At 71.8% G+C, this 22761-nt stretch carries 14 protein-coding genes; 9 read left to right on the top strand and 5 right to left on the bottom strand.

Annotated features, from left to right (window positions below):
• Nucleotides 1-44: 44 nt before the first annotated feature.
• Complete coding sequence (locus R2E43_RS08280; RefSeq protein ID WP_037666200.1) at nt 45-1568, bottom strand: glycosyl hydrolase family 18 protein; 1524 nt, start codon at nt 1566-1568, stop codon at nt 45-47.
• 368 nt (nt 1569-1936) lie between these two features.
• Between R2E43_RS08280 and dxs the strand changes: the two genes are divergently transcribed.
• The gene (gene dxs, locus R2E43_RS08275; protein WP_030864142.1) at nt 1937-3865 is read left to right on the top strand and encodes a 1-deoxy-D-xylulose-5-phosphate synthase; all 1929 of its coding nucleotides are present in this window, start codon (nt 1937-1939) and stop codon (nt 3863-3865) included.
• A 187-nt stretch (nt 3866-4052) separates the two neighbouring features.
• Nucleotides 4053-5564, top strand: coding sequence for an amino acid permease (locus R2E43_RS08270; protein WP_003972907.1), 1512 nt, complete (start codon nt 4053-4055; stop codon nt 5562-5564).
• Nucleotides 5565-5601: 37 nt separating this feature from the next.
• Here the strand turns inward: R2E43_RS08270 and R2E43_RS08265 are convergent, their stop codons facing one another.
• On the bottom strand, nt 5602-5979 hold the full coding sequence (locus R2E43_RS08265; RefSeq protein ID WP_003972906.1) for a PIN domain-containing protein: 378 nt from the start codon (nt 5977-5979) through the stop codon (nt 5602-5604).
• A 128-nt stretch (nt 5980-6107) separates the two neighbouring features.
• On the opposite strand from R2E43_RS08265, the gene R2E43_RS08260 reads away from it, so the two are divergent.
• Nucleotides 6108-7133, top strand: a complete 1026-nt coding sequence (locus R2E43_RS08260; protein ID WP_093457205.1) for a hypothetical protein — start codon at nt 6108-6110, stop codon at nt 7131-7133.
• Nucleotides 7134-7316: 183 nt separating this feature from the next.
• On the top strand, nt 7317-8438 hold the full coding sequence (locus R2E43_RS08255; RefSeq protein WP_093457206.1) for a hypothetical protein: 1122 nt from the start codon (nt 7317-7319) through the stop codon (nt 8436-8438).
• Nucleotides 8439-8534: 96 nt separating this feature from the next.
• On the opposite strand, the gene R2E43_RS08250 is transcribed toward R2E43_RS08255, so the two are convergent.
• Nucleotides 8535-9635 carry an LCP family protein gene (locus R2E43_RS08250; protein WP_030864157.1) on the bottom strand — a complete coding sequence of 367 codons (1101 nt, stop codon included), beginning with the start codon at nt 9633-9635 and terminating at the stop codon, nt 8535-8537.
• A 443-nt stretch (nt 9636-10078) separates the two neighbouring features.
• Between R2E43_RS08250 and R2E43_RS08245 the strand changes: the two genes are divergently transcribed.
• The 5 genes from R2E43_RS08245 to R2E43_RS08225 are packed head-to-tail and all read left to right on the top strand — an operon-like array spanning nt 10079 to nt 19188.
• Nucleotides 10079-11704 carry a stealth family protein gene (locus R2E43_RS08245; RefSeq protein ID WP_011030599.1) on the top strand — a complete coding sequence of 542 codons (1626 nt, stop codon included), beginning with the start codon at nt 10079-10081 and terminating at the stop codon, nt 11702-11704.
• Between the two features lie 15 nt (nt 11705-11719).
• Entirely contained in the window at nt 11720-13342 is a 1623-nt protein-coding gene (locus R2E43_RS08240) for an exopolysaccharide phosphotransferase (RefSeq protein ID WP_003972901.1), read from the top strand.
• The gene (locus R2E43_RS08235) at nt 13339-15099 is read left to right on the top strand and encodes a stealth family protein (protein WP_011030600.1); all 1761 of its coding nucleotides are present in this window, start codon (nt 13339-13341) and stop codon (nt 15097-15099) included. The genes R2E43_RS08240 and R2E43_RS08235 overlap by 4 nt, the downstream gene beginning before the upstream one ends.
• Nucleotides 15096-17189: a glycosyltransferase family 4 protein gene (locus tag R2E43_RS08230; protein WP_003972899.1), complete on the top strand. Its 2094-nt coding sequence runs from the start codon at nt 15096-15098 to the stop codon at nt 17187-17189. The genes R2E43_RS08235 and R2E43_RS08230 overlap by 4 nt, the downstream gene beginning before the upstream one ends.
• 31 nt (nt 17190-17220) lie before the next feature.
• Nucleotides 17221-19188: a PIG-L family deacetylase gene (locus R2E43_RS08225; RefSeq protein WP_332056065.1), complete on the top strand. Its 1968-nt coding sequence runs from the start codon at nt 17221-17223 to the stop codon at nt 19186-19188.
• A 65-nt stretch (nt 19189-19253) separates the two neighbouring features.
• Here the strand turns inward: R2E43_RS08225 and R2E43_RS08220 are convergent, their stop codons facing one another.
• Both R2E43_RS08220 and R2E43_RS08215 read right to left on the bottom strand, forming a co-directional pair.
• A complete protein-coding gene (locus R2E43_RS08220) occupies nt 19254-21383 on the bottom strand; it encodes a 3-hydroxyacyl-CoA dehydrogenase NAD-binding domain-containing protein (RefSeq protein ID WP_030864166.1) in 2130 nt (709 codons plus the stop codon).
• Nucleotides 21380-22597, bottom strand: a complete 1218-nt coding sequence (locus R2E43_RS08215; protein ID WP_011030603.1) for an acetyl-CoA C-acyltransferase — start codon at nt 22595-22597, stop codon at nt 21380-21382. Before R2E43_RS08215 ends, R2E43_RS08220 begins: the two co-directional genes overlap by 4 nt.
• Nucleotides 22598-22761 lie beyond the last annotated feature (164 nt).

Raw genomic sequence — 22761 nt, 5'->3', positions numbered from 1 at the left:
GGGCGGACCGCTTTCCGCGCCCGTCGGGGTGCGCCGTGCCGTTCTCAGCAGGCGCCGAGGTCCTGCCAGACGCCCCACTGGCCGGTGGTCCCGGGCTCCTCGCCGGTCGTCCACCACTTGGCCTTCCAGGTGTGCCCCTCGTGGGAGACCTGCTGCCCGCCGGTGTAGATCGCGCCCGAGTTCCACGGGGCGGCCGTGCACTGGTTGCCGTTGCCGCCGGTGACGGTCAGCGCGTAGCTGGTGCTGTGGCTGCCGGACGGGCCGGTGCCCGTGACGGTGATGGAGTACGTCCCCGAGACCGCCTGGCCGGTGGTGGCGAGGGTGAGCGTCGACTGCCCGCCCGCCGTGACCGAGGCGGGGCTGAACGACGCGGTGACGCCCGCCGGGACCCCGCTCGCCCCGAGCTGCACCGTCTGAGCCGTACCCGACTTCACCGCGGTCTTCACCGTGGTGGTGGCCGAGGCGCCCGCGGTCACCGTGCCGGAGGCCGGGGTGGCGGAGAGGGAGAAGTCGTTCTCCGGGGCGGTGCTGCCACTGGTGAACGGCGCGAAGACGTGCGAGAAGTCCCAGGTGTTCTGCTGGATGCCGGAGCAGTTGTCGGCCGCGCCGCCGCCCGCGCAGCTCCCGTTGTCCCGCTGGAGCGCCCAGAAGGAGAGCGTGTTGATGCCCTGGTCCAGGGCCCAGTCGTAGACCGTGCGGGCGTTGTCCAGGGTGAAGGTCTCCGCCGGTCCGAAGTCGTCGACGCCGATCATCTCGATGACGCCGATCATGTGCCAGAGGTCGGCCGAGGACTTGCCCGGGTGGAGCCGGGCCAGCACGTCGTGCAGGCCCTGGGTCGCGGTTTGCGTGTCCCGGGCCATGTCGTGCTGCTGGTTGTCGTAGTAGTCGAACGTCATCAGGTTGACGACGTCGACCTTCGTGCCGTTCTTGACGGCGTTCTCGAGCAGCGCGACGCCGTTGCTCGCCAGGCCGCGGGTGGTGGTGGGCAGGGTGTAGGAGATCTCGAGGTCGCGGCCGTTGGCTGCGGCCCAGTCCTGGACCAGCTTGATGGCCTTGTTGCGGCGGTCGATGCCCGCGGTGTTGTCCAGCGCGTCGATCTCGATGTCCATGTCGAGCCGGGAGACGTCGTAGGTCGTGATGACCTTCTCGTAGGCCGCGGCGATCTGCTGGACGTCGGTGCAGCTGTCGGCGATCTCGGTGCCGGTGGTGTCGGCCGTGTAGCCGCCGAACGAGGGGATGACATCGCCGCCGTTCGCCTGGATGGTGTCGAAGTCGGCGCCGAAGGTGGACTGCGCGATCGGCATCGACGTGTCGCCGTTCCAGTACGGCGTGCAGGAACCCGGGGTCGCCGTCTGGAGGAAGGCCATGGTGAGGTGCTTGGCGCCCGACTGGGCGGCCAGCGCGGCCGGGCTCTCGCCGGTCCAGGCCTCGAAGTACGGCGCGAAGACCCGGTCCGGCAGCGGGGTCGCCGCCTGGGCCGGGACGGTGCCGGACAGGGCGAGGCCCACCGCGGCCACGGTGGTGGCGGCCGCGGTGAGGGCCGCCCGGATGGAACGCATGCGTCTCATGTCAGTCCCGGTGTGTGTGGGGAGGAACGTCGATTCCCGTGCTGTGCTGGGGTGTTGCCGGGTACGGGGATATCGCCGGAGCACCGGGGGACGCAATGGTCTGGACCAGAATGGGACTAGACCAATCGGCCGGGCCGGGAGCCACCCGGCCTGGACACCGCGCGCCCGGTGGACTGGACCACCCGGGTAAAGGTGTCCCCAAGCCGGACGGCGACGTGCCGGAGGACGCGGACCGGGAAGACGTAGAACGGCCTGCCCCTGGGTAGGGCCGAACGCGTGACGTACGACGCACCGCCCGGACACGTTCCGCCGGAGCGGAACATTAGACTCGACGAGCCCGGCAACAGCTCTACTGCAAGGAGGCACGGGTGCCGCTGCTGACCCGCATCACGGGACCGCGCGATCTGGACCGGCTCAGCCTGGAAGAGCTGACTCAGCTGGCCGAGGAGATCCGTACCTTCCTCGTCGACGCCGTGTCCAAGACCGGCGGCCACCTCGGCCCCAACCTCGGCGTGGTGGAACTCACCCTCGCCCTGCACCGGGTCTTCGAATCGCCGAAGGACAAGGTGCTCTGGGACACGGGCCACCAGTCCTACGTGCACAAGCTGCTCACCGGCCGCCAGGACTTCTCGAAACTGAAGATGAAGGGCGGCCTGTCCGGCTACCCCTCGCAGGGAGAGTCCGAGCACGACGTCATCGAGAACAGCCACGCCTCCACGGTGCTCGGCTGGGCCGACGGCATCGCCAAGGCCAACCAGGTCATGGAGCGCGACGACCACGTCGTCGCCGTCATCGGCGACGGCGCCCTGACCGGCGGCATGGCCTGGGAGGCGCTGAACAACATCGCCGCCGCCAAGGACCGCCCCCTGGTCATCGTCGTCAACGACAACGAGCGCTCCTACGCTCCCACCATCGGCGGCCTCGCCAACCACCTGGCGACCCTGCGCACCACCGACGGCTACGAGCGCTTCCTGGCCCGCACCAAGGAGGTCCTGGAGCGCACCCCGGTCGTCGGGCGGCCCCTCTACGACACCCTGCACGGCGCCAAGAAGGGCCTGAAGGACTTCATCGCCCCGCAGGGCATGTTCGAGGACCTCGGCCTCAAGTACGTCGGCCCCATCGACGGCCACGACCTGGAGGCCCTGGAGTCCGCCCTCACCCGGGCCAAGCGCTTCGGCGGCCCGGTCATCGTGCACTGCCTCACCGAGAAGGGCCGCGGCTACCAGCCCGCCCTCCAGGACGAGGCGGACCGCTTCCACGCCGTCGGCAAGATCCACCCCGACACCGGCCTGCCCATCTCCACCTCCGGCGCCGACTGGACGTCCGTCTTCGGCGACGAGATGCTCAAGCTCGGCAAGGAGCGCGAGGACGTGGTCGCCATCACGGCCGCCATGCTCCAGCCGGTCGGCCTCGACAAGTTCGCCAAGGCCTTCCCCGACCGCGTCTACGACGTCGGCATCGCCGAGCAGCACGGCGCGGTCTCCGCGGCCGGCCTCGCGCACGGCGGCGTCCACCCGGTCTTCGCCGTGTACGCCACCTTCCTCAACCGCGCCTTCGACCAGGTCCTGATGGACGTGGCCCTGCACAAGTGCGGCGTCACCTTCGTGCTGGACCGCGCCGGCGTCACCGGCACCGACGGCGCCTCCCACAACGGCATGTGGGACATGTCGATCCTCCAGGTCGTCCCCGGCCTCAGGCTCGCCGCCCCGCGCGACGCCGACCAGGTCCGCGCCCAGCTGCGCGAGGCCGTCGCGGTGGACGACGCGCCGACCGTGGTCCGCTTCTCCAAGGGCGCCGTCGGCCCCGCCGTCCCCGCCGTCGGCCGCGTCGGCGGGATGGACGTCCTGCGCGCCCCCGGCACCGGGACCCCCGACGTCCTCCTGGTCTCGGTCGGCGCCCTCGCGCCGATGTGCCTGGAGGTGGCCGACCTGCTGAACAAGCAGGGCATCTCCACCACCGTGGTCGACCCGCGCTGGGTCAAGCCCGTCGACGAGGCCATGGCCCCGCTCGCCGAGCGCCACCGCGTGGTCGTCACCGTCGAGGACAACTCCCGCGTCGGCGGCGTCGGCTCCGCCGTCGCCCAGGCCCTGCGCGACGCCGGCGTCGACGTACCGCTGCGCGACTTCGGCATCCCGCCGCGCTTCCTCGACCACGCCTCCCGCGCGGAGGTGCTGGCCGAGATCGGGCTCACCGCGCCCGACATCGCGCGCCAGGTCACCGGACTGGTCGCCAGGCTGGACGGCCGGTACGACCGGGCCGGCGCCGAGGTGGACCAGGTGGAGGCCGCGCGCGACTGACACCGCGCACCGCGGGACGCGCGACTGACACCGCGCACCGCGGGACCCGGCACTGAGCCGGATGGGCCGGTCCGACCACTCGTTGCGGTGGTGGAACCGGCCCATCCGCGTGAAATCGCCCACGCCGGGGCATACGCAGTACGCCCCCTCTCGATCATGTCGAGGACGACAAGCGTGGGAGGTCCCCGTGAGCAACACCCTGTTCAGGACGAAGAAGATCGAGCAGTCCATCCGTGACACGGAGGAACCGGAGCACGCGCTCAAGAAATCCCTGTCGGCGCTGGACCTGACCGTCTTCGGTATCGGCGTCGTCATCGGCACCGGCATCTTCGTACTGACCGGCACCGTCGCCAAGGACAACGCCGGGCCCGCCACGGCCCTGGCGTTCGTGGTCGCCGGCGTCGTCTGCGCGCTCGCCGCGCTGTGCTACGCCGAGTTCGCCTCCAGCGTCCCGGTGGCCGGCTCCGCGTACACCTTCTCCTACGCCTCCCTGGGCGAACTGCCCGCCTGGATCATCGGCTGGGACCTGGTCCTGGAGTTCGCGCTGGGCACGGCGGTGGTGGCCGTCGGCTGGTCGGGCTACATCCGCTCGCTGATGGACAACGCGGGCTGGCACATGCCCGCGGAGCTGGGCGGCCGGGACGGCGCGGAGGGCTTCGGCTTCGACATCCTCGCCGCCGCCCTGGTGCTGGTGCTCACCGCCGTCCTCGTGCTCGGCATGAAACTGTCGGCGCGGATCACCTCGCTCGTCGTCGCCATCAAGGTGGCCGTCGTCCTCATCGTGATCATCGCGGGCGCCTTCTTCGTCAAGAGCGCCAACTACGACCCCTTCATCCCCAAGTCGCAGCCCGTCGAGGCGGGCGGGGGACTGCACTCACCACTGATCCAGCTGATGTTCGGCTGGGCCCCGTCCAACTTCGGCGTGATGGGCATCTTCACGGCCGCCTCGGTCGTCTTCTTCGCCTTCATCGGCTTCGACATCGTCGCCACCGCCGCCGAGGAGACCAGGAACCCGCAGCGCGACATGCCCCGCGGCATCCTCGGCTCCCTGATCATCTGCACCCTCCTGTACGTCGGCGTCTCGATCGTCGTCACCGGCATGCAGCACTACACCAAGCTCTCCGTGGACGCCCCGCTCGCCGACGCCTTCAAAGCCACGGGGCATCCCTTCTTCTCCGGGGTGATCAGCTTCGGCGCGGCCGTCGGCCTGACCACGGTCTGCATGATCCTGCTGCTGGGCCAGAGCCGGGTGTTCTTCGCGATGAGCCGCGACGGCCTGCTGCCGCGCTTCTTCTCCCACGTCCACCCGAAGTTCCGCACCCCTTACCGGCCGACCATCCTGCTCGGCGTGATCATCGCGATCGTCGCCGGGTTCACCAGCCTCAGCGAGCTGGCCGAGCTGGTGAACATCGGCACGCTCTTCGCCTTCGTCGTCGTCGCGATCAGCGTGATCATCCTGCGCAGGACCCGGCCCGACCTGCCCCGCGCCTTCCGCACCCCGCTGGTCCCGCTGCTGCCCATCGTGTCCGTGGCGGCCTCGCTGTGGCTGATGCTGAACCTGCCCGCCGAGACCTGGGTCCGGTTCGCGATCTGGATGGCGATCGGCTTCGTCGTGTACTTCCTCTACGGCCGCACCCACAGCCGCCTGGCCCGCGGCGAGGAGGCACCGGCCGACCCGGCCGAGCCGTCCGGCACGTAGCCACACCGGCACACAGCCCCACCGGCCCCACCGGGTGTCACACGGGCCGCACCGTCCGGGGCCCCGCCACCTCCGCGCCCAGCCCGGTCACCCGGCGGCGCAGTTCGCGGTCGGCCGTCACGACCAGCACGGGGCGGTCGTCCGCCGCCCGCGCGACCAGGCCGACCATGTGGTCGTCCCCGCTGCCGGGCGCCGACTCGACCCGTACGCCGGGCACGGACTCCACCCCGCGGGCCGCGCCCTCGACGACGAGCACGATGTCCACCGGCCCGGCCCGCCCCGGCACCCCGTCCGCCGCCAGCCGGTCCCGCAGCCGCTCGGCGGCCCCGCGCCGGTCCCGCCACCAGCCGTCGGGCACCGAGCCGACGACGTTCGCGGCGTCGACGACCACGAGCAGGGGCGTGTTGTCTTCCATGCCGCCAGGGTCGCACGCCCCTCCCCGTCCTCCCCCCCCGTCCTCCTCCCGCCCCGCGCTGCCTCGCCTGGCGGTCGACGGCCGTACCCGCTCGCCACGGAACCGGTGCTCCCGCTTAGAGTGAACCGGTGAACGGCGACTGGCTTCTCCTCGGCCGCGACGGCCGCCTCAGCGTGTACTTCCAGACGGACGACGCCGCCCTGTGGCGTGCCGAGAGCACACCCGGCGGAGGCTGGGAGCCCCCGCGCCGGGCCGGCGGCGACCAGGAACTGCGTCCGGGCGCCCTCGCGGTCGGGCAGGGCGCGGACGGTTACGCCCACCTGGCCGCCTGGCAGCCCATCGGTGCCGACCGCGCCGGCCTCGTGCACACCACGCACTACCGGCCGCTGCTCGCGCCCCTGGACTGGCAGCCGGCCGGCCACCCCAACAAGCAGGGCGCCCGCACCGGGCCTCCCACCGTCGCGGTCGACGCGCAGGGACGCGCCCACGTCTTCGTCCGCAACGGCGGCGGCGGCATGAGCATGGTGGCCCAGCGGGAGAAGGGCGGCTGGGCGCCGTGGCGGGACCTGAAGGGCAGCCGCGTCCAGGAGTCGCCCGTGGCGGTGACGACCCGGACCGGCCTGGTCGAGCTGTACGCGCCCGTGGAGAGCGGGATCCTGCACTGGAGGCAGGAGGCGGCGGGCACCCGCATGGAGCTGGGGGAGCGCCTCCAGGCCGCGGTCCGCCCAGGCAGCCTGCGCGCCCTGGCGACCTCCGCGGAGCGCACCACGGTCTTCTTCACCGACGACGACACCGGTGAGCTGTGCGCCTGGCGCCCCGGCGGGAAGCCGGCCCCCCTGGTGCCCGCAGCCGGCCCCGGCCCCGTGTCCGCCGTCGGCACCGTCATAGACGGCTACGACTGCACGCTGCTCGCCCAGCGTGCGGCGGGCAGCGGCCGCGTCGCCTTCGCCGCGTACCCCTCGGAGGCGGAGGAGGCCGGTGCGGCCTGGACCGAGTCGGGCCCCGCGCTGCCGGCCGACGCGACCGTGGCCCTGGCCCTGGACGCCGACGGCCGGCTGGTGGCGGCGACCCTGTCCCCGTCGACCGGACAGCTGCTGCTGACCCGGCGGAAGGACGAGGCGGGGCTGGCGCTGGGGGCGTGGCAGGCGGTCTGACCCGAGCCCCCGGCCGCCTCCCGGGAGCAGCCGCGCGGGCGGGCGGAGTCGCGCACGAGGTCGTCACATCATGTTCGTCGAACGTTCGATCTATGATGGTGCGCGCTCAGCCTCCGCGCAGGACGGATCCTCGGGAGGAGGGCAGGTCAGCCGCGTTCGGCGGCGGGAGGGGCAGGTCACGTCATGCGGACCGGATCCGGGCGCGGCGCCGCCCGAGGCAGAGCGGCCGGCCAGGTCGTCGAAGCGGGGAGAGAGCAGCAGGTCGCCGAGGGCTGTCTCGACGGCCGGTGGCTCGTCCTGGGCAAGGACGGCAGGCTGACCGCCTACGCCCGCTCCCGTGCCGGCCTGCTGCGCTGGACGGAGACCAGGCCCGGCGGCCCGCACTGGTCGGAGCCGGATCTCATCCCGGTGCCGGACCTGACGGACCTTTCGGTGACGCAGGGCGCGGACACCTACGTCCACTTCCTGGGCCGGCGTGCCCGCGGGGGTGACGGGGCGCCGCCCACCGTCGACGTCGTCCACGCCATTCAGTACCAGACCGCCCGCCCGGTCACCGAGTGGCGGTCGTTGGGAAATCCGCACCCGCAGCAGGAGAAGGCCGCCCGCCTCGGCGCTCCGGTGGCCGCGGTGAGCTCGACTGGGCGAGTCCATGTCATCGTGCGCAATGCCGGGGGCGGGCTGATGCTCCGTCGGGAGGGGCCCAGCGGCCGATGGGACCGCTGGCTGGACCTCAAGGGCAGCGGGGTGCGGGACGGGTTCGCCACGACGGTCCACTCCTCCGGGCGGATCGAGGTGCTCGCGGACAGCTCGCAACACGCGATGCGGTGGTGGCAGTCCGAGGCCGACGGGGACTTCGGGCGGGAGCCGAACATCCCCCTGCGCATCACGCCCGGCACGGCCTCGTTGCTGGAGACCGCGCCGGACCGGTCGACCTTCTACTGGGCCGACGGGGACACCGGGCAGATCGTCGCCCACCGCCTCGGCGGCTGGGTGATCCCCCTCGGCGGGGCGTCCACCGGGGACCGGATCGCGGTGCTGCGAGCGGTGCTGGACGGCTACGACTGCACGGTGCTCGCCCACCGCGGGCTCGACGGCGAGGTCATGGTGGCCGCGTGCGGTACGGAGAACGAAGGCGCGGGCGTGTGGTGGTCGCCGGCCGGCGGGCCGAGTGCGGGGGCGCCCGCGCTGGCCCTGGACGGACACGGCCGGATCGTCCTCGCGCTGATCGGCCCCGACGGCGCGCTGCGCGTCGCGCGGCAGGGCGCCGGCCCGGGGCTGGCGCTCGATCCACCGGTACGTGTCTGAGGCGCGTGCCGCCGTCTGCGGCCCGGCAGGGTGACGTATCGTTTCGTCACCCTGCCGGAGCGCACCGGACAGCGCACCGGACACCTTGCCCACGGGTCAGGCGGAGCCGCCGCCCGTGGCGGGAGACTTCTTGGCCGACTCCGGGATGTCCGCGTCCTTGCGGAGCGCCTCCCACAACTGCTCCGCCTGCGGCTGGGCCGCCACCACCCGGTTGCGGTCCTGGGTGTCGTAGGCGACCGGCAGCATGATGGTCTCCATCGCGGCCGGATCGACGCCGTTGAGGCTGCGGCCGAACTCGGCGAGCTTGGTCAGGGAGGCCAGGTCCGAGTCGGTGGTCAGGGCCGCCGTGAGCTGGTCGGCGATCTTGAAGGTCTTGGTGGGGCTGCCGAGGAGGTCCTGGCGCTTGATCTCGCTCAGCAGAGCCAGCATGAACTGCTGCTGAAGGCCGATGCGGCCGAGGTCGCTGCCGTCACCGACGCCGTGCCGGGTACGCACGAAGGCGAGGGAGTCGGTGCCGTTCAGCTTGTGCGTGCCCGCGGTCAGGTCGAGGCCGCTGGACGGGTCGTGGATGTCCTGGTCGACGGTGACCGTGACGCCCCCGATGGCGTCGACCAGGTCCTTGAAGCCGGCGAAGTCGATCTCCACGTAGTGGTCCATGCGGATGCCCGACATCTGCTCCACCGTCTTGACCACGCAGGCCGGACCGACCTGCGAGTAGATGGAGTTGAACATCACGCGCTTCGCGGCGGCGGCCTCGGTGCCGTCCTGCTTCCTGCACTCGGGACGGGTGACCAGAGTGTCCCGCGGGATGCTCACGGCCACGGCCTCGGTGCGGCCCTCGGGTATGTGCATCACCATCGCGGTGTCCGAGCGCGCCCCGGCGACCTTGCCGGTGCCGAGTCCGGCGTTGTCCCCGGAGCGTGAGTCGGACCCGAGCACCAGGATGTTCTGGCCCGAGGTGGGCAGCTTCTCCGGGCGGTCGTCGCCTATCGCCTCGTTGATGTCGACGCCCTTGATGTTGCCGTTGAGGTCGCTGTACAGCCAGTACCCGACACCCCCCACGACCAGGAGCAACAGGACGAGGCTCAGGCCGACCCAGCGCCAGACCCGGCGCCGTCCCGGTGGCCGGGCGGGCCGGCGGCGGCTGGGCGCGCGCCTGGACCGGCGGGGGCTCGTCTCCGTCGGGGCGTGCGTCATCGACCTCGGTCCTCTCTTGTCACCGGCTCGCTGGTCCGGACGTGCGTGCAGGCCACGAGTGGGGGGAGAGGCCGGGCCCCGCCGCGGCGACGGTCGCCGAAGCGTTTCCGAACTATAGACCGACTGTCGGACGGGCCGGTTGGCGGCACTGGACATCTGCCCGATGTCCGATGTTCAAGGGCATGTCAGAGAGCAGTGTATTTTCCGTCATAAGTGACTGCTGTTGACAGCAATCGGGACCTTGGTGAAGATGTGTCGGTCCTGTGAACGTTAAAGTTTCGGTGTGGACGGCACTGACCGGTCGGTCGGTGCCTGGCGTGGTCGTGATTCGAGCCGGGGGGCACGAGGGCTCACGGTCACTGGTACTCACTCCGGCGTGTCCCGAGTGAGGAGAGGGAGGGTGGCTGTGCCGCTGCGTGCGTCGTCCTATGGGGTTCAGTGGCATGACGACCGTTTCTGACTTCACCGCGCATCAGACCGCCACGGCCGTTGTGGCCCGGAAGGGCACCGCGGGCCCACGGCCCTCCGCCGTGGACGCGCCGGCGACGCTCACGGACGAGCACGGCGACGTCTACGTCGAGCCGGGGCTGACTCCGCTGGCCGCGCGCGAGGCCAACCGCTCGGCACTCGTCGGCCTGCTCGACGCGGCCGGCGTCGGCCACTTCGCCGTACGCGGCACGGTCGACCACGGCACGGTCGTGGGCGTCGCCGAAGAGGACCGTGAGCGTGCGCTCCAGGCGGTGTTCCGCGGGCTCGGCCAGTACCCGGGACACCTGAGCGTCGTGGACCCGGACGCGCCCCGGCCCGCCAAGCCGGTCTCCTCGCGTGACCCCCGCGCCTGGCGCGAGGTCGTCGGCGCGCGGATCCTGCAGGTCAGCTGGTACCGCACCGACCCGGGCCGGCACCTGCTGCTCGGCCACGAGTACGGCTGCGCCCTGGAGTTCTGGCGGCGGCAGGGCACCTGCCTCGTCGCGCCGCGGGCCAACCGCGCCACCTGGGCGGTGGCCGTCGGCGGTCCGAACGTCATGGGCGCGGCCCGGTTGTTCAGCCGCTTCGTGTCGGACTGGACACCGGGGCACCTCGCACCGGCGCTGCCGACCCGGCCCGAGTTCCTGGTGAACTGCGCCGACGACATCGCGTTCCCCGTCGACGCCGTCTACACGTGGGTCGACGGCAACGACCCGGCCTGGAAGCAGCGCAAGGCGCAGGCCAAGGGCGAGGTCTACCACGCCGAGTCGGCGAGCGACGCCAGGTTCATCAGCCGGGACGAACTGCGTTACTCGATACGCTCCCTCCACCTGTTCGCACCGTGGATCCGGAACATCTACGTCGTCACCGACGACCAGGTTCCCGCCTGGATGCGCGAGGACCTGCCCGGGGCCCGCATCGCCACCCACCGGGAGATCTTCCGCAACCCGGAGGACCTCCCCACGTTCAACTCGCACTCGATCGAGAGCCAGCTCCATCACATCGAGGGGCTGGCCGAGCACTTCCTCTACTTCAACGATGACATGTTCATGGGGCGGCCGGTCGCCCCGCACTCCTTCTTCACCCCGAACGGGACGGCGCGCTACTTCCCCTCGCGCAATCGCATCCCGCAGGGAGCGGTCGCCGAGACCGACAGTCCGGTGGACGCGGCGTGCAAGAACAACAGAGCGCTACTGCACGAACGTTTCGGCAAGGTCATCACCCAGCCCATGGAGCACATCCCCTACGCCTTGCGGCGTTCGGCGATGGCGGAGGCCGAACTGGAGTTCCCCGAGGCGTGGGCGCGCACCTCGGCCAGCAGGTTCCGGGCCATGACGGACCTGTCGCCCACCTCGTCGTTCGCGCTGTACTACGCGGCGCTGACCGGCCGGGCGCAGCCGGGATCGATGCCCTTCACCTACATCCAGCTGGCCGTGCCCGACCTGGCGGACCGACTCCAACGGCTGCTCGACGGCCGGGACCAGGACTCGTTCTGTCTCAACGACGCCTTCTCCACCCCCGAGGACACGGAGGCCCAGCAGGAACTGCTGGACGACTTCTTCACCTCGTACTTCCCCACCCCAAGTCCCTACGAACGATGAGACGGAGTTCATGACGTGGCCAATCCGACGTCGATGAGTTCCGCGGTGCACGTCTACCGAAGGTTCGTCCCCCAGCCCGTCCGCTCCGCCGCCGCGACCACCGTGCCCGCGGGCGTGCGGCGCAAGGTGAAGGGCGGCCTCGCGCGGACCCTGAGCCGCCGTGAGGCGCGCCTGCACCGCAGGGCCCTGCGACGCGTCCGACGCGCCGGCCTCGGACAGTCCGAGCGCCGTACGACCGCACCGGACGGCAGGATCGCGCACGTGCACACCGGGCTCACCGTCGACCTCGCCCGCCGGCTCGACCACGACCTGGTCACCCACGCGCTGGACGCCGCCGAGGTGCCCTGGTTCGCGGTGCCCGCCCTCGACGACCGCCGGCTGTGCCTCGCCGTGGAGGTGCGGGACAAGGGCACCGTGCGCCGGGTGCTGCGCGCCCTGCTGGAGGAGCACACCGGCTACGTCGTCTCCGTGTCCCCGTCCGCCGCCGACACCCGCGAGACACCCGGCAGCCACATCAAGGCGTGGAAGCACTACGGCCGGGCCCGGGTGATCCGCCTCACCTGGCTCCGCACCGATCCCACGGAAGGCCTGTGGGTGGGCGAGGACCAGGGCATCGAGATCGAGTTCTGGACCGCCAACACCGACCTGCCCCACGAACGGCTCATCGGCCCCCGCCCCAACCGGGTGCAGCGCGCCGTGCCCGCCGAAGCACTCGGCATCGAGATCGGTCTCGACCGGCTGTCCGGCTACTGCGACATCGACGGCGACCTGGGGCCGACGGTCACCCTGGAGAACTTCGACGTCGTACGGCTCGAGGAGATCTCCTTCCCCGTGGACGCGGTGCTGCTGTGGCAGCACCCCACGCCGTGGGGGGAGGAACTGCTGCGCGCGGCCCTGCGCTCGGTGCACCAGTACGCGCCGTGGATCGACGTCGTGCACGTCGTCGCCCAGGCGGAGCCGCCGGCCTGGCTGGAGGCGGACGAACGGATCAGCGTCGTCCGCGCCGTGCCCGGGGCCGAGTGGCGACTCGACCAGCTGCCCGACCTCGCCGAACACTTCCTGCTCATGCGGCCCGGTGCCCTGCTCGGCCGACCGGTGCGTCCCTTCGACTACTTCACGCCCGGCGGCGGAACCCGCCCCCGGCGCGGCCCCTGGAACGCGTCGGAGTCCTTCGCGGAGTGGGTCCGCGCCGCCTACTCCGTCACGGGCCGGGCCACCGGACACGGCTACGCGGCCGGGCCCCAGCCGTACCGGGCCGACACCCTCACCCGGCTCGGGGAGGCGGGGGCGCGGTCCCTGCCCGTACCGGACGAGCAGGTGCTGTCCGGCGTGCCCGGCACCCACCCCATGGACGGGATGGCCCACCACTTCGGATACGTCGCCGGGCACGCCGATCCCTCGGGGGAGGCGTCGGTGGCGCTGCACGCGGCACTGCCCGGGATCGGCACCCACCTGCAACGGCTGCTCGTCCGGCGTGACGTGCAACAGCTCCAGTTCTTCGGTCTCGGCACCGGGGAGGCGGGTTCCGGCGGAGGGACCAACGCCGTCGTGCGCTTCCTGCACCAGTACTACCCCGTCCCCAGCGTCTTCGAGTGCGACCGCCCGCAGACCGACACAGAGCCGGACAGACATTCGTGAGCACAGGCAATCCCGAGGCCTCCGCCGCGGTCGGCGCATACCGCAGCCTGGTCCCGGCGGGCCTCAGACGCCGTGTCGCACGCCGTGTCCCGGCAGGTCTGCGTACGGTGCTCAAGCACCTGCTCCGCCGGCTGCACGTCCTCTCCCTCGCCTCCCGGCTGTTCCGCGGCTTCCGGGCCCGCCGCCGCTGGCCGCACCTCTTCCGCGAGGGGGAGCGGCTCGCCGCACTCGCCGGACACGGCGACCGGATCGCCCTGGTCCGGCCCACCGTCTCGCCGCTCGGCCTGCGCGAGGCCAACCTCGAACTGGTCGTGACCGCGTTGGAGGAGGCGGGCGTCGACTACTTCGCCGTCCGCGGGACCTCCGACTTCCGCTCCGTCCTCGCCGTCGCGGAGTCCGACCGTGAGCAGGTGGGCAGAGCGCTCGAACGCTGTGCCGGTCACGGCCCCGTCTATCTGCGCGCATGCCGGGGCGAGACGCCACAGGCCCGTCCGGCACTGGCGGGCTCCCGGGCCGGCAGGCAGCAGGCCCGCCATGCCGCGGTCCTTCGGACCGGCATGGTCTGGAGCGATCCCACCGGCTCCCTGGTGCTCGGTCTCGAGCACAGCTGCGACATCGAGTTCTGGAAGCCCGAGGCCGGACGCCTCGTGGCGCCCCGCCCCAACCGCGTCACGCAGGACGTGTCACCGCGCGAGCCCCGGGTCACCGTGCCGGTCAGCCGGCTCACCGGCTTCGCCGCGCTGCACACCCGGCGCACCCGCTCGGTGCGCACCGTAGCGGCATGCGCCGACGCGCTGCCCGAGGACGTGCGCTTCCCGATCGACGTCGTCTACACGTGGGTCGACGGCAACGACCCCGCCTGGCGGCGACGCCGCAGTGCCTACGACGGCGGATACCACGCCGAGTCGGCGAACGCGGCCCGCTACATCAGCCGCGACGAGCTGCGCTACTCCCTGCGGGCCCTGGAGCAGAACGCCCCCTGGGTCAGACACGTCCACCTGGTGACGGACGGGCAGCGTCCGGCATGGCTCAACGACAGCCACCCGCGCCTGACCGTCGTCGACCACTCCGAGATCTTCGCCGATCCGGCCGCCCTGCCCACCTTCAACTCGCACGCCATCGAGAGCCGGCTGCACCACATCAAGGGGCTGTCCGAGCACTTCCTCTACCTCAACGACGACATGTTCCTGGGCCGCCCCGTCACTCCGCAGGACTTCTTCCTGTCCAACGGCATGACCCGGACCTTCTTCTCGCCGTCCCAGGTGCCCCGCCCGGACCCCAGCCCCGCGGACCGTCCGGTCGACGCGGCCGGCAAGAACAACCGGCGGCTTCTCCTGGAGAACTTCGGCTCGGTCATCGTCCAGAAACTCCGGCACGCGCCCTACGCCCTGCGGCGGAGTGTGCTGGAGGAGATAGAACGCGAGTACCCCGAAGCGCACTGGGAGACCTCCCACAGCCGGTTCCGCAGCCCGACCGACATCTCCATCCCGTCGTCGCTGTACCACTACTACGCCTACTTCACCGGCCGTGCCGTGCCGTCCGACATCCGGTTCGCCTACCTGGACCTGGCCCGGCCCGAGGTCGCACGGAGGCTGGGCATCCTGCTCGCCCGCCGCGACCGGCAGGCGTTCTGCATCAACGACACGCTCTCCGACGGCCACGACGTCGATCGCCAGACGGAGATGCTCGCCACCTTCCTCAGCGCCTACTACCCGGTGCCCAGTCCCTTCGAGCGCAAGGAGCGCGCGGCCCGGTGAAGATCTCCTTCCTGATCAACAACATCTACGGCATCGGCGGCACCAACAGGACCGTCATCAACCTCGCCGAGGCCCTCTCCGTCCAGCACGACGTGGAGATCGTCTCGGTCTTCCGGCGTGCCAACGCGACCAAGTTCGAGATCTCCCCGCGCATCACCGTCCGGGCCCTCGTCGACCTGCGTCCCGGCTCGTCCGACCGGGGTGCCGCCGGCAGCGACGAGCCGAGCGCAGTGGTGCCGCGGCAGGAGGAGTTCTTCGCGCAGTACAGCCGGTTCACCGACGAGCGCATCATCCGGGACCTGCGCCGGACCGACGCCGACGTGGTGGTCGGCACCCGGCCCAGTCTCAACCTCTTCGTCGCCGCCCACACCAGGGAGGGCGCGCTGCGCGTCGCCCAGGAGCACATGACGCATCTCGCCATCCCGCCGGCGGTGCGTGCCGAGATGGCCCGGGTGTACCCGCGGCTGGACGCGATCACGACGGTCACCGAGGCCGATGCCGGGTCCTTCATGGAGAACACGCCGATCCCCGGCATCACCGTGGTCGGCATCCCCAACAGCGTGCCCCGGCCGTCCGTGCAGCCCTCCGACTGCACCCGCAAGATCGTGGTGAGCGCGGGCCGCATGCACCACGTCAAGCGCTACGACCTGTTGATCCGCGCCTTCGGCAGCCTCGCCGACGAGTTCCCCGACTGGCAGCTGCGCATTTACGGCGACGGCGGGGAGGCCGGAAAGCTGCGCACGCTCGTCACCGAACTCGGCCTGTCCGGCCGGGCGTTGCTCATGGGCGGGTTCTCGCCGATCGACTCCGAGTGGGCGAAGGGGTCCATCGCGGCCGTCACCTCCAGCGCGGAGTCCTTCGGCATGACCCTGGTGGAGGCGATGCGCTGCGGACTGCCCGTGGTCTCCACCGACTGCCCGGTCGGGCCCCGGGAGATCCTCAGCGACGGCGAGGACGGCTTCCTGGTGCCCAACGGGCAGGTGTCGGGCATCGCCTGGGGGCTGCGGCGCCTGATGGCCGACGAGGTCCTGCGACGCGACATGGGCGAGGCGGCCCTGCGCAACGCCGCCCGCTACGATCCGGCCGCCGTCGCGGACCGCTACGTGCGGCTCTTCGAGGACGCCGCCCGCCGCCGTGCCGCCGCCGTCCGCGGATACCGCGCACCGGCCGGGTCCCGGCGGACGGGGGCCCCGGCCACCGTCCCCCCGGTGGGCATCGGCGCGGCGACCGTGGACGTCGTCGCGGACGGCGCGGGGTGGCTGCGCTTCAGCACCGAGGGCCCCGGTGACGGCCGTCACCGCTGGCAGTTCGTCCTGCGCCACCAGCCGTCCGACGGCAACCGGCGCCCCGATGTACCCGTACGCACCTCGCGGACGAACCTCGACAACGGAGGCACCCGGTACACGGCGGCGCTGGGCCCCTCGGCCCTGGACGAACTCGGCGACGGCCGCTGGCAGGTGACGATGCGTTCGGCCAGGTCGAAGACCGTGCACATGAAGGCGGGCATCCGGGACACGCGGGCACTGATCGACGCCCGGGCCGATCTGGTGGGCCGTCCGCCGACCGGTCCGGTCACCTGGAACCTGCCCTACGCCCAGCCCAACGGCCGGCTCATGCTGCGCACGGTGCTGCGCGAGGAACACGTCGAGTGCGCGACCGTCGAGCTGGGGGACGGCGCCATCACGCTGCGGGGCGTCCTGTGCGGCGGCCGCCGGATCGAACCGGGCGCGTTGTTCGTCGTGAGCCGCCGCGGTCCGCACGGAAAGAACTTCACCGTTCCCGTGGAGGTCCTGGGCCGCCACGCGTTCCGGGCGCACGTGCCGGTGCGACGCGTCGTCGACCACCGCCTGGAACGCTGGGAGGACTGGGACTGGTGGCTGCAGCCCGACCCGCACGACCGGCGCAAGGTGCGGGTGTGCCACCTGCTGGAGGACTTCCCGGACGTCAAGGGCGCCTACGCCTACCCGTCCCTCCCGCTGACCGGGGACGGGATCTCGGACCTTGCGGTGATCCACCCGGCCCGGCCGGTCTGGGTGCGTCCCTACTGCTCGGCCTCCGGGGCCATGGCCATGAACGTGGTGGACCGATGATCCGACGACGACCGACCACTTTGGAGGACCGGTGACCGCGACGGCCCGTTCCGTCCTGCACATCATCGCGCACCAGGACGACGACCTCTACTTCATGAACCCCGACCTGATCCGTTCCCTGCGGGACGGCGATCAGGTCACCACGGTGGTCGTGACCGCGGGGGAGGGCGACGGCGTCAACGCCGACACCGGCGACCCGGGCCGCGCCGGGGAGACGCCGGACTACGCCGGGTACAGCACCGAACGCGGCTGCGGACTACGGTCCGCGTACGCCCGGATGGTGACCGGTGACCGCGACCACCCCTGGCGACGGGAGGCCGTGGACCTCGTCCCCGGCTTCGCCGCCGAGCGATTCGTGCTCACCGGCCACGACGACGTGTGCCTGTACTTCCTCCAGCTGCACATGGGCGCACCCGGGCCGCGGGGCGTGCGCACCCGGCTGCACCAGCTGTGGGGCGGCACGATCCACACCCAGGCCACGCTGCCGGTGCACGGCTGCACGGTCGGCGAGGTCCAGCACGTCACCCGCGAACAGGTCATCACGGGGCTCGCGGCGCTGCTGGCCCACATCCGTCCGACATCCGTGCGGACGATGGACCCCGACCCCGAACACGACGGCGGAAAGACGGACTTCGTCTGCTCCGACCACGTCGACCACACGGTCACCGCCGAGTTCGCGCTCGCGGCCCTCGCCCGGTACCGCGAGGCGGGGCACAACCCGGTCGTCGAGTGCTACCGCGCCTACGCCAACCGCTTCTGGGGCTACAACCTCGACTCGTCGGCCGTCACGGAGAAGGCCGAGTACCTCGCGACGTACGCCGGCCTCGACGCGCCCGCGACCTGCGCGCACGGAACCTGCCGCACCTGCGGCGACCGGCAACTGGGTTCCAACCCGTACCGCAGCACACACATGCTGAGCTGCGCCTACCGCTACTCGCCCACCACGGACTGGCTGCGGCTGGGGCCGGGCGGGCGGCTGAACGCCTTCGGTGTGCTGGCCGGCCGGCTCGCCTTCTGGACCGAGACCGCCCCGGCGAGCGGTGAGTGGAAGGGCCCGTACGTCCTGGGCGACGGCTGGCTCGCCTCCACGCTCGCGGTGGCCGGACTGCCCGGCGGTCCCGCGGAACTGGTGGGCCTGCGCCGCCAGGTGGTCGCGGGCGGCACGGTCACCGCCGATGTCGTGCACACCGTGCAGGATGCCGACGGCAACGGGTTCAGCGGCTGGCACTCCCTGGAGAACCCCGACTGGTCCCAGGCCGACGGGCGCCGGCAGCGGGAAGTCGGCGTACCGTCGGCGGCCGTCGACGGGGCCGGCCGGCTGCACGTCTTCGTCCGCGACTTCGACCAGGGCATCTCCCACCGCGGCCGGGACACCGACGGCAACTGGACTCCCTGGACCGGCATCGGCGGCAACCTCCTCCAGGACGCGGGCACCACGCTGACCACCTCGCGGGGCACCGTGGAGCTGTACGTGCCGGGGAAGAACTCGGTATGGCGCTGGCACCAGGCCGAGCTCGGCGGTTCCTTCCTGCTCGACGACACCCTGCGGACGGGCCGGCCCGCGACGGGCGGAATCACCGCCGTGGACTCGGGCGACGAGCGCACCTGCCTGTACTTCCGGGAGGCGGGCACCCAGCAGGTCATGGCCTACCGGCAGCACGCCGACGGCCGCTGGCCCGGTTCCGGCGCCGGGGTCGGCGGCCACGGCGGCACCGGCGCCGTCGCGGCGCTGTGGGCTCCGGAACGGGGCGCCCGTGAGGCGTTCCTCGCACACCGCGGCAGCAGTGGACGGCTCGTGGTCTCCCTGCCCGACCGGGACAAGGACCACTCCGGCGCGCACTGGCACGAGTCGGGCGAGGCGTTCGCGTACGCCCCGGCCATGGCGTACGACGCGCAGGGCGCGCTGGTGGTGGCGGTCGTCGGCGTGGACGGCCGGCTGCACGTCCGCCGCCAGCTCTCTCCCTCCGTGAGCAGTCCGCTCGGCCCCTGGCTCTGCTGAGCGCGGCCCCGAACACCGAAGCGGGCCCCGCCGCCGGCGGGGCCCGCTTCACCTGCTCCGGGAGGTCACGCCGGTACCGACGCCACCCCCGCCTCCAGGAACCGCTTCCCGTTCACCCGCTCCGAGACGCCCTCGCGGTCCAGGTACGGCGTGATGCCGCCCAGGTGGAAGGGCCAGCCGGCGCCGGTGATCAGGCAGAGGTCGACGTCCTGGGCCTCGGCGACGACGCCCTCGTCCAGCATCAGGCCGATCTCCTGGGCCACCGCGTCCAGGACGCGGTCGCGGACCTGCTCCTCGGTCAGGACGGAGTCGCCCTGCTTGAGGAGCGCGGCGACCTCCGGGTCCAGCTCCGGCTTGCCGCTGTCGTAGACGTAGAAGCCGCGTTTGCCCGCCTCCACGACCGCCTTGAGGTTCGGGGAGACCGTGAAGCGCTCCGGGAAGGCCCGGTTGAGAGTCTCCGAGACGTGCAGGCCGATGGCCGGGCCCACCAGCTCCAGGAGGACCAGCGGGGACATCGGCAGGCCGAGGGGCTCCACCGCCTTCTCCGCCACCGCGACCGGCGTGCCCTCGTCGATGACGTTCTGGATCTCGCCCATGAAGCGGGTCAGGATGCGGTTGACCACGAACGCCGGGGCGTCCTTGACCAGGACCGCGGTCTTCTTCAGCTTCTTGGCGACGCCGAACGCCGTGGCCAGCGCGGCCTCGTCGGTCTGCTCGCCGCGGACGATCTCCAGGAGCGGCAGGATCGCGACCGGGTTGAAGAAGTGGAAGCCGACGACCCGCTCGGGGTGCTTCAGCTTCGACGCCATCTCCGAGACCGAGAGGGAGGAGGTGTTCGTGGCCAGGATCGCGTGCGCGGGGGCCACCGCCTCGACCTCGGCGAAGACCTTCTGCTTGACGCCCATCTCCTCGAAGACGGCCTCGATGACGAAGTCCGCGTCCGCGAAGCCCTCGGCCTTGTCCAGCACACCGGTCACCAGGGCCTTGAGGCGGTTCGCCTTGTCCTGGTTGACACGGCCCTTGCCGAGCAGCTTGTCGATCTCGGCGTGGACGTAGCCCACACCCTTGTCGACGCGCTCCTGGTCGATGTCGGTGAGGACGACCGGGACCTCCAGGCGGCGCAGGAAGAGCAGCGCCAGCTGCGAGGCCATCAGACCGGCGCCGACCACGCCCACCTTGGTGACCGGGCGGGCCAGCGACTTGTCCGGCGCACCCGCCGGGCGCTTGCCGCGCTTCTGGACCAGGTTGAAGGCGTAGATGCCGGAGCGCAGCTCGCCGCCCATGATCAGGTCGGCGAGGGCCTGGTCCTCGGCGTCGTAGCCCTGCTGGAGGTCGCCGTTCTTGGCGGTGGCGATGATGTCCAGGGCGCGGTAGGCGGCCGGGGCGGCGCCGTGCACCTTGCCGTCGGCGATGAAGCGGCCCTTGGCGACGGCCTGGTCCCAGGCCTCGCCGCGGTCGATCAGCGGACGCTCGACGGTGATCTCGCCCTTGAGGACGGACGCCGTCCACAGCAGCGACTGCTCCAGGAAGTCCGCGCCCTCGAAGATCGCGTCCGCGATGCCGAGCTCGAGGACCTGCTTGCCCTTGAGCTGCCTGTTCTGGTTGAGGCTGTTCTCGATGATCACCGAGACGGCCTTGTCGGCGCCGATCAGGTTCGGCAGCAGCGTGCAGCCGCCCCAGCCGGGGACCAGGCCGAGGAAGACCTCGGGCAGGGAGAAGGCCGGGAGGGCCGCCGACACCGTGCGGTAGGTGCAGTGCAGGCCGATCTCCACGCCGCCGCCCATGGCCGCGCCGTTGTAGTACGCGAACGACGGCACCGCGAGGTTCGCCAGGCGCTTGAGGACGTCGTGGCCGCCCTTGCCGATGGCCAGCGCGTCCTCGTGCCGCTTGAGCAGCTCGACGCCCTTGAGGTCGGCGCCGACCGCGAAGATGAACGGCTTGCCGGTGACGCCGACGCCGACGATGTCGCCGTCCGCGGCCTCCTTCTCGACCTGGTCGAGCGCGGCGTCGATGTTCGCCAGCGACTGCGGGCCGAGCGTGGTCGGCTTGGTGTGGTCGTGGCCGTTGTCCAGGGTGACGAGGGCGAAGCGGCCCGCTCCCAGGGGCAGGTCGAAGTGGCGCACGTGGGCGCTGGTGACGACCTCGCCGGGGAACAGCTCGGCCGCACCCTTCAGCAGCTCTGCGGTGGTGCTCACTTGTCCCCCTCGAAGTGCGGGTTCTCCCAGATGACCGTCGCGCCCATGCCGAAGCCGACGCACATGGTGGTCAGGCCGTAGCGGACGTGCGGCTGCTCCTCGAACTGACGGGCCAGCTGCGTCATCAGCCGGACGCCGGAGGAGGCCAGCGGGTGGCCGAAGGCGATGGCGCCGCCGTACTGGTTGACGCGCGCGTCGTCGTCGGCGATGCCGTAGTGCTCCAGGAACGCGAGGACCTGGACGGCGAAGGCCTCGTTGATCTCGAACAGGCCGATGTCCGAGATGGACAGACCCGCCTGCGCGAGGGCCTTCTCGGTGGCCGGGATCGGGCCGTAGCCCATGACCTCCGGCTCGACGCCCGCGAAGGAGTACGCGACCAGGCGCATCTTCACGGGGAGGTTGTGCTCGCGGGCGAAGTCCTCGCTCGCGATGAGGGAGGCGGTCGCGCCGTCGTTCAGACCGGCCGCGTTGCCCGCGGTGACCCGGCCGTGCACGCGGAACGGCGTCTTCAGGCCCGCCAGGTTCTCCAGGGTGGTGCCCGGACGCATCGGCTCGTCGGCCGTGACCAGGCCCCAGCCCGTCTCGCCCGCCTCCTCGTTGGTGCGGCGCACCGAGACCGGCACCAGGTCGGCCTGGATCTGGCCGTTGGCGTAGGCCTTGGCGGCCTTCTCCTGCGAGCGCACCGCGTACTCGTCGGCGCGCTGCTTGGTGATCGACGGGTAGCGGTCGTGCAGGTTCTCCGCGGTCATGCCCATGAACAGGGCGGACTCGTCGACCAGCTTCTCGCTGACGAACCGCGGGTTCGGGTCGACGCCCTCGCCCATCGGGTGGCGGCCCATGTGCTCGACACCGCCCGCGATCGCGACGTCGTACGCGCCGAAGGCGACCGAGCCGGCCACCGAGGTGACGGCGGTCAGGGCGCCCGCGCACATGCGGTCGATGGAGTAGCCCGGGACCGAGGTGGGCAGGCCCGCCAGAATGCCGGCGGTGCGGCCGATGGTCAGGCCCTGGTCGCCGATCTGCGTGGTCGCGGCGACGGCGACCTCGTCGATCTTCTTGGGGTCGAGACCGGGGTTGCGGCGCAGCAGCTCCCGGATCGCCTTCACGACCAGGTCGTCGGCGCGGGTCTCGTGGTAGACGCCCTTCGGGCCCGCCTTGCCGAACGGGGTGCGGACGCCGTCGACGAAGACGACGTCCCTGACGGTACGAGGCACGATGGCTCTCCTCCAGGGTGCGGGATGGCACTGCTGCGGCACGCATGCACTGAGCGCGCGCTCAGGACCCATGCTACTTATGAGTAACGTAGCTGCCCAGTCCCCCCGGCGGGAGCGGCGAAGGTCACACCGTCCGTCACACCACCGGAGCAAGTGCCGCACCC

The organism is Streptomyces violaceoruber (genome assembly GCF_033406955.1).
GTDB classification, from domain to species: Bacteria; Actinomycetota; Actinomycetes; order Streptomycetales; family Streptomycetaceae; genus Streptomyces; species Streptomyces violaceoruber.
This window is presented reverse-complemented; position numbering and strand designations above follow the sequence as displayed.